A 12550-nucleotide genomic window follows, 5' to 3' on the forward strand; every position below is an offset into this window, starting at 1 on the left:
CAGGCTCAAGCCATGCCTGCGGAAAGCGTCATCCACTTAAATACGTAGTATTGCTAATCAAATAAAAACACTAACTTTAACTCCTATAATAAAATAAAAAAATTTGGTTAGACGTAGGAAGTTTTAAATAGAACGTAATACGTTATATTTTCTTCTACGTACTGTTGCAATACAAGTGCAGGAAAATGGCAAGACTCTTGAGAGATTAAGGGCACAGCGAAAATCCATTAATGACGCGCAATAAGCGTCATTAATTAGTTGAGCGTGACCCTCTAAGAAAGCGCAGCCACTTTTCCAATACGCAGTATTGCAAATCAGTAGAAGGCATTAAGTTATTCTCTGACGCTGTATTGCAAATTAGCAAGAAACATTTTGTTACTTGAAACTCTATGTTAAATAATCAAAAACAAAATAGAAAACGTGCGATTATGGTTTTGAATATTATTAAACGAAATATAAATTCCATTAAGATGACTAACTTAAAAGAAGACATTCTAATCCTCTACACACTAACTTAAACCAAAAATCAAAAGAGAATTTGTGATGAAATGAAATATGTTTTTAGAAAGAAATTAATAATAGAACTCTTGCAATACAAGTGCAGGAAAATGGCAAGACTCTTGAGAGATTAAGGGCACAGCGAAAATCCATTAATGACGCGCAATAAGCGTCATTAATTAGTTGAGCGTGACCCTCTAAGAAAGCGCAGCCACTTTTCCAATACACAGTATTGCAAAATAGTAGAAGTCATTAACTTATTACATGCCAGAAACATATACTACTTCAGCACAAAACAAAACCCGCAGACATTATTCATCCGCGGGTCATCACACTTCAATTATAAACGTTTTTCCAACGCTTCTTTTTTATCTTCATAACCAGGCTTACCTAACAACGCAAACATATTTTGTTTATACGCTTCCACACCTGGTTGGTTAAATGGATTCACACCTAATTGATAGCCGCTCATTGCACACGCTAATTCAAAGAAGTAAACGAGATAGCCGAACGTTTCAGCATCCAAACGAGGTACGCGAACAACTAAGTTAGGCACGCCACCATCTGTGTGAGCGAGCAATGTACCTTCGAACGCTTTCGTATTCACTTCGTCCATCGTTTTACCAGCTAAATAGTTTAAACCATCTAAGTCGTCTGGATCTTCTTCAATCTTGATATCATGTTTAGGCATATCGACTTTCAATACAGTTTCAAATAAGAAACGGCGTCCTTCTTGAACGTATTGGCCTAAAGAGTGTAAGTCTGTAGTGTAGTTTGCACTTGAAGGATAGATGCCTTTGTAATCCTTACCTTCTGACTCACCGTACAACTGTTTCCACCACTCATTGAAGTATGAAAGTGATGGTTCGTAGTTGATTAACATTTCAGTTGTGTAGCCTTTCGTGTAAAGGATATTACGGATTGTCGCATATTGATACGCAATGTTGTTCTCTAACTCGTCTGAGGAGAGTTCTTCACGTGCTTTCGCAGCCCCTTGCATCATCGCTTCTACGTCGATTCCTGCTACCGCTATAGGTAAAAGGCCTACTGCTGTAAGAACTGAATAACGACCGCCTACATCATCAGGCACGACGAAAGTTTCATAACCTTCGTTTGTCGCTAACTGTTTCAAAGCGCCTTTCTCTTTATCTGTTGTCGCAAAGATACGTTCTTTCGCTTCATCTTTACCGTATTTATCTTCAAGTAACTGTTTAAATAATCTAAATGATACAGCAGGTTCTGTCGTCGTACCTGATTTAGAAATAACATTCACTGAGAAATCTTTACCATCTAGGTATTGGATTAACTCATGCGTATAAGATGAAGATAAATGGTTACCTACAAAGACAATTTCAGGATATTCTGTACTATTTCTGAAAGAAGAAGTTAACATTTCAATCGCTGCACGTGCACCTAAATATGAACCACCGATGCCTATCACGACGAAGACATCTGAATGGTCTTTCACACGTTTCGCCGTTTCAATGATACGCTTAAACTCTTCTTTGTCATAATCCGCAGGAAGATCTAACCAGCCTAAGAAATCACTGCCAGCGCCAGACCCGTTATGAATCGTTTGGTGAATTGCTTTAACATTGTCTTTCTGTTGTTCTAATTCGTGCTCTCCGAAGAATTCCAAAGTCTTACCGTAATCTAATTGAATATGAGTCATTAAACTGCCTCCTGAGTTTTTAATTACAAATATATTTTACTAAGTTTAAGTGACCGATTCAAATGAGTTATCTACCGCTCTATAGACCCACGCCCTTTCTCACTTTATAGAAAGATGAATATCACTGTATATTTTATAAATATATACCTCTTTTTATGCATTTTATATAAAATTAACCTCTCATAACCACTGCCATTATCGAAAACTATAGCGTTGTGTAATTTATTTATGCAAGTTTTTGTATATTTATGGTTTTCAAAACGCATTTTATCTGCTATGATAAGAACTATCATATTCAGAAAATTAATAAACGAGGTGTTCGACATGAAAGATAAAATTGTATTAGCGTATTCAGGTGGTTTAGATACAAGCGTAGCAGTACATTGGTTAATCGAGAAAGGTTATGACGTAGTTGCTTGTTGTTTAGACGTTGGGGAAGGTAAAGATCTCGACGTTGTACATCAAAAAGCATTAGACATGGGCGCAGTTGAATGTCATATCATCGACGCCACAGAAGAATTCACAGAGGACTATGTAAGTTATGCCATCAAAGGTAACTTACAATATGAAAATACGTACCCTCTCGTTTCTGCATTATCTCGTCCACTTATTTCTAAAAAGCTCGTAGAAATTGCAGAAAAAACAAACGCAATCGGTATCGCACATGGTTGTACAGGTAAAGGTAACGACCAAGTTCGTTTCGAAGTGGCAATCAAAGCACTTAACCCTAACTTGAAAGCTTTCGCACCAGTTAGAGAATGGGGCTGGAGCCGTGAAGAAGAAATCGAGTATGCGAAGAAACATGATATTCCATTACCAATTGAACAAGATTCTCCATACTCAATCGACCAGAACTTATGGGGTAGAGCAAACGAATGCGGTATTCTTGAAGATCCATATGCAGCTCCTCCAGAAGATGCATTCGACTTAACTAATGCGCCAGAGGATGCACCAGACGAAGCTGAAGAAATTGTCATCCATTTTGAAGAAGGCTTACCTGTATCACTTAATGATAAGAAGATGCCTTTAACTGAAATGATTCTTCACTTAAATAAACTTGCTGGTAAACATGGTGTCGGCAGAATCGACCATGTTGAGAACCGTCTCGTAGGTATTAAATCAAGAGAGGTTTACGAAACACCAGCTGCAGAAGTAATTCAAACTGCGCACAGAGCGTTAGAAACAATTACGTTAACGAAAGACGTGGCGCATTTTAAACCAGTCATTGAGAAACAATTCTCTGAACAAATCTACAATGGCTTATGGTTCTCACCATTAAGTGACAGCTTGAAACTCTTCATCGACAGTACACAAACTTACGTGACTGGTGATGTACGTGTGAAACTTTACAAAGGTAATGTCACAGTGAATGGTCGTCAATCTCCTTACACTTTATATAATGAAAAACTAGCAACTTACACTAAAGATGATGCGTTCAATCAAGAAGCAGCAGTTGGCTTTATCGATATCTTCGGCTTACCAACACAAGTGAACTCAATGTTGCACGGAGGTTATAGCAATGAGTAAGAAAGCTTGGGGTGGCAGATTTAGTGAAACACCCGAGGAATGGGTGGATGCGTTTAACGCGTCCATCCATTTCGACCAAACTTTAATTGACTATGATGTCGAAGGTAGTATTGCGCATGCCACAATGTTAGCTGAACAAGGCATTATTACAGAAGAGGATAGCCAAGCGATCATTGAAGGTCTTAAAGGCATTCAGAAAGATTATCACGATGGCAAGATGTCTTGGGATGTCAGTCTTGAAGATATCCATCTCAATATTGAACACGAGCTCATCCAACGTATTGGTGAAGCTGGCGGACGTCTGCATACGGGACGTAGCAGAAACGACCAAATCGCGACAGACATGCACTTATATACAAAGACAGAAGTTCAAGCCATCATGGAGATGGTGCGTAAATTACAACACACGATTGTTAATATTGCCGATCAGCATGTTGAGACGATTATGCCAGGTTATACACATCTTCAACGTGCGCAACCTATCTCATTCGCACATCACATCCTGACGTATTATTGGATGTTACAGCGTGACTATAGTCGTTTCGAAGATAGTTTAGCACGTATCGATATGTCTCCACTCGGTGCAGCGGCCTTGAGCGGTACAACTTACCCTATCGACCGTCACCGTACACAAGAACTGCTTGATTTCGGTTCATTGTATGAAAATAGTCTCGATGCTGTCAGTGATCGTGATTACATTGTAGAAACCTTGCATAATATTTCATTGACGATGGTACACCTCTCACGTTTTGCTGAAGAAATCATCTTCTGGTCTAGTGAAGAAGCGAAATTCGTCACACTTTCTGATGCATTCTCTACAGGGTCGTCGATTATGCCTCAGAAGAAGAACCCAGATATGGCAGAACTCATTAGAGGTAAAGTAGGTAGAACGACAGGCCATCTCATGAGTATGTTAGTTACTTTAAAAGGTCTCCCTCTCGCCTACAATAAAGATATGCAAGAAGATAAAGAAGGCTTATTTGATGCTGTGCGCACTATCAAAGGTAGTTTACGTATCTTTGAAGGTATGTTGAGCACAATGACAGTCAATGTCGATCACTTACAAGATGAAGTCACTCACGACTTTTCAAACGCAACAGAACTTGCCGACTATCTCGTTTCTAAAGACGTACCATTCCGTAAAGCGCATGAAATCGTAGGTCAAATCGTCCTATCATGTACGCAACAAGGCATCTATTTACTCGATGTGCCGCTTGAAGAATACCAACAAGCACATCCCGCTATCGAAAGCGATATCTATGATTATTTAAGACCTGAAAGTTGTGTGAAACGTCGTACAAGCTACGGTTCTACGGGTCAAGAAGCAGTACGTCAACAACTCGAACATATTAAAGCGAATATGTAATCCACTATTATAGAAAGGGGGATGATGATGTCTGACATTCCAACTCACCTTAACTTAAACGGCCAATCGTTCTTGAAAGAAAGCGATTATACTCAAGAAGATTTAAATCGTTTAATCGACATGGCGATTGACTTGAAACAGCAGAAACAAGATGGAGAGCCGCACAATTATCTTCAGAATAAAAATATCGCCTTAATCTTTGAGAAGAGTTCAACGCGTACACGTGCTGCCTTTACTGTAGCAGCAAACGATCTCGGAGCAAACGTAGAATATTTAAATAAGAACGATCTACAATTAGGCCAGAAAGAATCCATTAGAGACACCGCTCTTGTGCTCGGCCGTCTCTTTGATGGTATTGCCTATCGTGGGTTTGCGCATACCAATGTCGAAACACTCGCGAAGTATGCCAATATTCCAATTTGGAATGGCCTTACCAATGAATGGCACCCTACGCAATCCCTCGCTGACTTCATGACGATTAAAGAGCATTTCAATACGTTAGAAGACCTCACAGTAACCTATCTTGGAGATGGTCGTAACAACGTAGCACGTTCTTTAATGGTTGCAGCAGCGATATTAGGTGTGAACATTCGCATCTGCGCTCCTACAGCGCTCCAACCTGATACAGAAACTGTGGAGTTAGCGCGTCAATTTGCTGAACAACATGGTTCTGATGTGTCTATTATGACTGATCCGCATTCAGCTGTGAAACAGGCTGATGTCTTGTACACTGACGTTTGGGTGTCTATGGGTGAGGAAGAACATTTCGAAGAACGTCTTGATATGTTGCAAGCTTATCAAGTTAACGAGGAGTTACTTCAAGCTACAGGTAAAAAGGACACGATCTTCTTACATTGTCTTCCCGCCTTTCATAATACAGAGACCACATACGGTCAAGAAATTGCGCAGAAATACGGTATTGAAGAAATGGAAGTTACAGATCAAGTCTTCTATAGTGACAGTTCAAAAGTCTTTGATCAAGCTGAGAATCGCTTGCATACGATCAAAGCAGTCATCTTGGCTACGATGGGCTAAGCTCGATTACGCGACTTCGTAAGATGAATGTCCAATCCACCCTATTCTAAAGAAAGCGCAGTAGCTGTCTGCACTTGTGATAGCTAGCGCTGTCCCAAGTACTAGACATCCTTGCGGGGGAAGCACAACGAAATCGGAGATTTCTGTGCTTCTCCCTCGAACACTTACGTAACAATATAAATTAATTTTTCACCTGAATACGACAAAAGGTTCAACTTGAAAATCACTCTTCAAGTTGAACCTTTTTAATATATTGAAAGTTATAATCTAGAGTTAAAGCTTACGCCCAACCACGGTAACGTGCAGCTTCAGCAGTACGTTTAAGACCAACGATATAAGCTGCTAAACGCATATCAATCTTACGGTTTTGAGACAATTCATAGATCGTATCGAATGCAGTTGTTAATTTTTCACGCATTTTTTCATTAACTTCGTCTTCTGACCAGTAATAACCTTGGTTGTTCTGTACCCATTCGAAGTAAGATACTGTTACGCCACCTGCACTCGCTAACACGTCTGGTACGAGTAATACATCACGTTCAGTTAAGATACGTGTTGCTTCAGGTGTTGTTGGACCATTGGCAGCTTCAACAACGATATCCGCTTTAATATCGTTTGCATTGTCCGCTGTGATTTGATTTGCGATTGCTGCTGGAACTAAGATATCGCAATCAATTTCAAATAATTCTTTATTAGAAATAGTGTCGTCGAATAGGTTTGTTACTGTACCGAAGCTGTCTCTACGATCGAGTAGATAATCAATATCTAAGCCTTCAGGGTCATGTAACGCACCGTAAGCATCTGAGATACCTACAATTTTAGCACCTAAGTCATATAAGAACTTAGCTAAGAAACTACCTGCGTTACCGAAACCTTGGATAACTACGCGAGAATCTTTGATTTCTCTACCTCTACGTTTCGCCGCTTGTTCAATTGCGATAACTACGCCTAATGCAGTTGAACGGTCACGACCTTGAGAACCGCCGAGTACAATTGGTTTACCTGTGATGAATCCTGGTGAATTAAATTTATCTAGTGAACTATATTCGTCCATCATCCATGCCATGATTTGAGAGTTTGTAAATACGTCTGGTGCTGGGATGTCTTTCGTAGGTCCTACGAATTGTGAAATCGCACGTACGTAACCACGAGATAGACGTTCAACCTCATGAATACTCATTTCACGTGGGTCACAGATGATACCGCCTTTACCACCGCCGTATGGTAAGTCAACAATTCCACATTTCAATGTCATCCACATTGAAAGTGCTTTAACTTCTTCTTCGTCAACGTCTGGGTGGAAACGTACCCCACCTTTAGTTGGACCAACAGCGTCATTATGCTGTGCACGATAACCAGTAAAAGTCTTTACAGAGCCATCGTCCATGCGTACAGGTATACGGACTTGTAAGAATCTTAAAGGTTCTTTAATTAAGTCGTACATACCGTCGTCAAAACCTAATTTATGCAATGCTTCTTTAATAATTTGTTGCGTAGAAGTCACTAAATTATTATTTTCAGTCATGATTCATTTCGCCTCTTTTTCGTAACAATGATTTCGCTTTCATGGTAATTGTAACATAAGTTATAGCTTTTTAAAGACTCAGACTGTAGACAAATGAATTAAGTTGTTCTACCTCTGAAATCGTGCATCAAAAGTACAATTTCAGAGGCATTTTTATCACTTAATTTTTATTATTGCTACAGCCTGATGTTAGAAAATGATACTATTTTGAACTCAATAACTAGAATTCTTGTTCAGAAGTATTATTGTGCAAAGACTTTCTTCACTTTATCAATAGCAAAGTCTAATTCTTCTTTAGAAATGATAAGTGGTGGTGCGAAACGGATAACAGTGTCATGTGTTTCTTTACATAAGAGACCTTCTTCTTTTAAGCGTTCACAGTAAGGTCTTGCACTTTCGTGTAATTCGATACCGATAAATAATCCGCGACCTCTTACTTCTTTGATAACTGGATTATCAATTTTTTCTAATTCAGCTTTGAAGTATTCACCTAACTCTCTTGAACGACCTGCTAAGTCTTCATCGATAAGCACGTCGATCGCAGCCATTGATACTGCACAAGCGAGTGGGTTACCACCGAATGTTGAACCATGAGAGCCTGGAGTGAATACGCCTAATACTTCTTCGTCAGCGAGCACGACTGAAATAGGTAGTACACCGCCACCTAAGGCTTTACCTAAGATGTAAACGTCTGGTTTCACGTCATCCCAGTCTGTAGCGAAGAGTTTACCTGAACGGCAAAGTCCTGCTTGAATTTCGTCAGCAATGAATAATACATTGTGCTCATCACAGAGTTCTCTGATTTCTTTCAAGTAACCTTCTGGTGGTACGTTAATACCTGCTTCACCTTGGATAGGTTCGATAAGCACAGCTGCAGTGTTTTCATTGATAGCTTGTTTCACTTGTTCGATATCACCAAAGTCTACTTTGCGGAATCCATCTAATAATGGGCCGTAACCACGTTGATATTCTTTTTCAGAAGAAAGTGAAACGGGTGCCATTGTACGACCGTGGAAGTTACCATTGAACGCGATGATTTCAGCTTTGTCTGGTTCAATTTGTTTCTTCTCATAAGCCCAACGACGCGCTGCTTTCAATGCAGTTTCTACCGCTTCAGCACCTGTGTTCATTGGTAAAGCTTTCTCTTTACCTGCTAATTTACAAATCTTTTCATACCAGTCACCTAAGTTATCACTGTGGAATGCACGTGATACGAGTGTTGCTTTCTCAGCTTGATCTTTCAATGCTTGAATGATCTTAGGGTGTCTATGACCTTGGTTCACTGCTGAGTATGCAGATAACATATCCATGTATTTATTACCTTCAGGGTCTTTCACCCATACCCCTTCAGCTTCAGAAATGACGATTGGTAGTGGCACGTAGTTATGCGCACCATAATGATTTGTTTTTTCAATGATTTCTTCTGTTTTTGTCATGATATCTCCCCTTTGTATATATTTTTAGGAAATAAATCCTAATTGATTAGTTATCCTTAGCATAACTTATTTAGTGCATAACTGAAACTATTTTATAAAAATAAGTTTACTCTTATTTAACATTATATTGAGTCAATATCCGTTGATGCTTGGCGCGCTTGAGGTTCATGAATTTTGAAAAATGCAAAAAATATTATAAGTGTTCTGACACAGTACGTCCTTGCATGTGTAGAACGAGATAATCTGGGCCGCCTGCTTTCGAATCAGTACCTGACATTTTAAAGCCACCAAACGGCTGATAACCTACAACTGCACCGGTACATCCTCTGTTAAAATACAAGTTACCTACCCTGAAATCACGACGTGCCTGTTCAAGTTTCATGCGATTATTTGAAATTACTGCACCTGTTAAATCATATTCTGTCGCATTCGCAAATTCGATCGCTTGGTCGAAATCTTGTGCTTTCGCAAAACCAACTACTGGTCCGAAGATTTCTTCTTGCATCACACGAGAATCATGTGCGAGATCTGCGAAGACCGTCGGATGTACGAAGTTACCTACTGTTTCTTCAGTGTGGCCGCCAATCACTAAACGCCCTTCTTTTTTACCGATTTCAATATAATCTTTAATCTTATCTAATGATTTCTGATCAATCACAGGCCCCATAAAGTTACGGTAATCACTTGCGTTACCTACCGTTAATTGCTCAGTACGTGCCGCCACACGCTCAAGCAACTCATCATAGATACCCTCTACTGCAATGACACGTGAGCAAGCGGAACATTTCTGACCAGAGAATCCAAATGCCGAGTGAATAATTGCATCCGTAGCTGTATCTAAGTTTGCCTCATCATCAACGACAATCGTGTCTTTACCACCCATTTCAGCAATGACACGTTTCATATGATATTGACCGTCTTGAATTTGAGCAGCACGTTGCATAATATCTGTGCCGGCACGTTTAGAGCCAGTAAATGAAATCAATCCTACATCTTTGTGTTCAACTAGGAAATCACCAATGTCTGCAGAGGAACCTGGAATCCAGTTCACCACGCCTTTCGGTAATCCTGCTTCTTCAAGCACTTCCATAAATTTATACGATACGACTGGCGTATTGGAAGACGGTTTAAGTAAGACTGTGTTACCTGTAACTACTGGCGCTACTGTAGTTCCCGTCATAATCGCTAAAGCAAAGTTCCACGGTGAAATGACGACGCTCACGCCGATAGGTAAATAATCATATTGGTTATATTCACCCGGACGACTTTCAACAGGCTTACCATCTTTCAAACGCAACATTTCACGTCCATAGTATTCCATAAAGTCAATCGCTTCCGCAGTATCTGCATCCGCTTCTTTCCAAGGTTTACCGCCTTCTTTAGTAAGCAATGCGGAGAATTCATGCTTACGGCGTCTAGTAATCGCGGCAGCTCTGAAGAGAATGTTCGCACGTGTTTCTGGTGCCACATTACGCCAAGTTTCGAACGCATCTTTCGCCGCTTCAACCGCTTGTTTCGCGTGTTCTTGAGTGGCTTTCGACACATAGCCAATCGTCTCTTCGCGATTCGATGGATTGTAAGAACGTGTCGTGTCATCTGTGAAGATACGTTCGCCATTAATAATCAAAGGGTACGTTTGTCCAAGCTCTTGTTCTACTTTGGCTAAAGCTTGGTGATACGCTTCGATATTGTCTTTGTTGCTGAAATCTGTAAAAGGTTCGTGTTTGTACGGAATCATAGTTGAGTCCCCCTCTGTTGTATTTTGAAAACCCTTACATATATAATGACATGATTCGTGTAAAACAACAAGAGAATACTTAAAGCGGTCTGAAATTCAATTTTGAGAGATAGTGTAGTTGCGAAATATTGGTAAAATTGGCCTACTAGGAGATATTTTTCTAGCTGACATGCGATAAAGTTTGTCTTTGCGAAATGGTAATGAGGTTAATGTCTGAAATTTGTTTTCGAAATGTGCGCGTATTTTACTTTATAACACATAAAAATCCCCACTCGCAGTTATCAATTTGAATACTACGAGTGGGTCTAAACGTATTTTATATTTTACCTATAAATTATTTGCCGTCAATACGTGGAAGTGGATAGAATCCATCATCAAACTGCTTCCATAATTTCGGTGGCAAGTTGTGACGATCTTCACGCTCAGGATCGTAGTGTGAAATAATCTCATCTGTGCGACCATCTTTAATCTTCTCAACAAATCGATAGTCCAAGAGAATTTCCCTACCTAACGCGATGAGCTCAACATTACCAGATTGGATCGCTTTCAACGCATCTTCTGCTGTGAAGATTGAACCGATACCGATGAGCGGCATCTTACCGTCAATCCATTTATGCAAGAGTTCAACACGCTGAATATCTTTGTACTTACCTTCACGTGTTGGAGATTCAATATCCATCAATGATGCGTGAAGATAATCTAAAGGTTTCTCAACGAGTGCTTTCACGAGTTGTTCTGTGATTTCCATTGAGATTCCTGGAGATTCAGGTTCTTCAGGGGAGAAACGATAACCTACGATAAATTTCTCATCTGCATGTTGTTGAACTGTTTGTGTTACTTCGTCCACCACACGCATTGGGAAGAGCAAGCGATCTTCCCCCCATTTGTCATTTCGACGGTTGTAGTAAGGTGACACGAATTGATGAATGAGATAGTGATTCGCACCATGAATTTCGACACCATCAAATCCTGCTTCAATCACACGACGTGTCGCTTCTCCAAAGTCTTTAATTGTCTGTTCGATTTCTTCTTCTGTAATTGGACGTGCATGGTGTTCTTTCGGGTCACCGAAGCTTTTCAGATCTATTTCAGAAGGTGCTACGACATCACCATTTGGAGTAAGTTGCGGTAAAGCTTGTGCCCCGCCATGATGAATTTGAACAATGGCTTTAGCACCATTCTCTTTCATTGCTTGAGCGAGACGTTTTAAACCATCCATATTTGAGTCATGTGCGACTGAGGGTTGTCCTGGAAAGGCCTTCCCTACGTCATTGACATTACTTGCTGCACTGATGGCTAGGCCAACATCTTTAGAGCGTTGACGCATGTAGTCAATTTCGACATCAGAAATTGAGCCATCATCATTTGAAGAGACATGTGTAAGCGGTGCAAGTACAAAGCGATTTCGTATTTCAGCTTGGTTTGAGAATGTTAATGATTCAAATAAAGGTTGAAACTTTTGATCCATTATGAGACCTCCATCTTGTTATTTATATTCATGTGCATACATTTTAACTAATATACTCTACCCGTTAAACTGATTTGCATAACTTAAATGTCCTAGATTCAAATGAGATAAGTTTAAAATTTGTCTATAAAACATCTATATCCTCATTTGCGCTCTGCTAAAGGTAAATTTTTGCTAATTATGTGGGGGCAGAACTACGAAATCATAGATTTCTGTCCATTATCTTATTGTCGTAAAAGAATGAACCTCTTTCTATCTGCCCTATCTTTACAATTTCGCGGTAGC

The 12550-nt window shown here is 39.9% G+C and carries 8 protein-coding genes; 3 read left to right on the plus strand and 5 right to left on the minus strand.

Translation table 11 applies throughout. The features are described from left to right. Positions 1-838: 838 nt before the first annotated feature. The gene (locus HMPREF2802_RS05515; protein WP_070503031.1) at positions 839-2170 is read right to left on the minus strand and encodes a glucose-6-phosphate isomerase; all 1332 of its coding nucleotides are present in this window, start codon (positions 2168-2170) and stop codon (positions 839-841) included. Positions 2171-2494: 324 nt separating this feature from the next. Here HMPREF2802_RS05515 and HMPREF2802_RS05520 point away from each other — a divergent pair, with 324 nt between their 5' ends. The 3 genes from HMPREF2802_RS05520 to argF are packed head-to-tail and all read left to right on the plus strand — an operon-like array spanning position 2495 to position 6098. Further along, on the plus strand, positions 2495-3697 hold the full coding sequence (locus tag HMPREF2802_RS05520) for an argininosuccinate synthase (protein WP_002472274.1): 1203 nt from the start codon (positions 2495-2497) through the stop codon (positions 3695-3697). Further along, a complete protein-coding gene (gene argH, locus HMPREF2802_RS05525) occupies positions 3690-5063 on the plus strand; it encodes an argininosuccinate lyase (protein ID WP_070503032.1) in 1374 nt (457 codons plus the stop codon). Before HMPREF2802_RS05520 ends, argH begins: the two co-directional genes overlap by 8 nt. A 27-nt stretch (positions 5064-5090) precedes the next feature. Further along, positions 5091-6098 carry an ornithine carbamoyltransferase gene (argF, locus tag HMPREF2802_RS05530; RefSeq protein ID WP_070503033.1) on the plus strand — a complete coding sequence of 336 codons (1008 nt, stop codon included), beginning with the start codon at positions 5091-5093 and terminating at the stop codon, positions 6096-6098. Positions 6099-6378: 280 nt separating this feature from the next. Here the strand turns inward: argF and HMPREF2802_RS05535 are convergent, their stop codons facing one another. The 4 genes from HMPREF2802_RS05535 to HMPREF2802_RS05550 all read right to left on the minus strand — a co-directional run bounded on the left by HMPREF2802_RS05535 (position 6379) and on the right by HMPREF2802_RS05550 (position 12265). Continuing rightward, complete coding sequence (locus HMPREF2802_RS05535; protein ID WP_002472277.1) at positions 6379-7623, minus strand: Glu/Leu/Phe/Val family dehydrogenase; 1245 nt, start codon at positions 7621-7623, stop codon at positions 6379-6381. 242 nt (positions 7624-7865) lie between these two features. Then, complete coding sequence (locus tag HMPREF2802_RS05540; RefSeq protein ID WP_002472246.1) at positions 7866-9059, minus strand: ornithine--oxo-acid transaminase; 1194 nt, start codon at positions 9057-9059, stop codon at positions 7866-7868. A gap of 193 nt (positions 9060-9252) precedes the next feature. After that, positions 9253-10797 (minus strand): L-glutamate gamma-semialdehyde dehydrogenase, encoded by a 1545-nt coding sequence (pruA, locus tag HMPREF2802_RS05545; RefSeq protein ID WP_070503034.1) that lies wholly within the window; start codon positions 10795-10797, stop codon positions 9253-9255. 334 nt (positions 10798-11131) lie between these two features. Beyond that, complete coding sequence (locus HMPREF2802_RS05550; RefSeq protein ID WP_070503035.1) at positions 11132-12265, minus strand: NADH-dependent flavin oxidoreductase; 1134 nt, start codon at positions 12263-12265, stop codon at positions 11132-11134. Between the last annotated feature and the right edge of the window lie 285 nt (positions 12266-12550).

Origin of the sequence: Staphylococcus sp. HMSC071G07 (genome assembly GCF_001811435.1) — a bacterium.
GTDB classification, from domain to species: Bacteria; Bacillota; Bacilli; order Staphylococcales; family Staphylococcaceae; genus Staphylococcus; species Staphylococcus pettenkoferi.

Bases quoted from the DNA above. Each gene is read 5' to 3' on its own strand.
- HMPREF2802_RS05515 (WP_070503031.1), bottom strand. From the start codon at position 2,170: ATGACTCATATTCAATTAGATTACGGTAAGACTTTGGAATTCTTCGGA.
- HMPREF2802_RS05520 (WP_002472274.1), top strand. From the start codon at position 2,495: ATGAAAGATAAAATTGTATTAGCGTATTCAGGTGGTTTAGATACAAGC.
- argH (WP_070503032.1), top strand. From the start codon at position 3,690: ATGAGTAAGAAAGCTTGGGGTGGCAGATTTAGTGAAACACCCGAGGAA.
- argF (WP_070503033.1), top strand. From the start codon at position 5,091: ATGTCTGACATTCCAACTCACCTTAACTTAAACGGCCAATCGTTCTTG.
- HMPREF2802_RS05535 (WP_002472277.1), bottom strand. From the start codon at position 7,623: ATGACTGAAAATAATAATTTAGTGACTTCTACGCAACAAATTATTAAA.
- HMPREF2802_RS05540 (WP_002472246.1), bottom strand. From the start codon at position 9,059: ATGACAAAAACAGAAGAAATCATTGAAAAAACAAATCATTATGGTGCG.
- pruA (WP_070503034.1), bottom strand. From the start codon at position 10,797: ATGATTCCGTACAAACACGAACCTTTTACAGATTTCAGCAACAAAGAC.
- HMPREF2802_RS05550 (WP_070503035.1), bottom strand. From the start codon at position 12,265: ATGGATCAAAAGTTTCAACCTTTATTTGAATCATTAACATTCTCAAAC.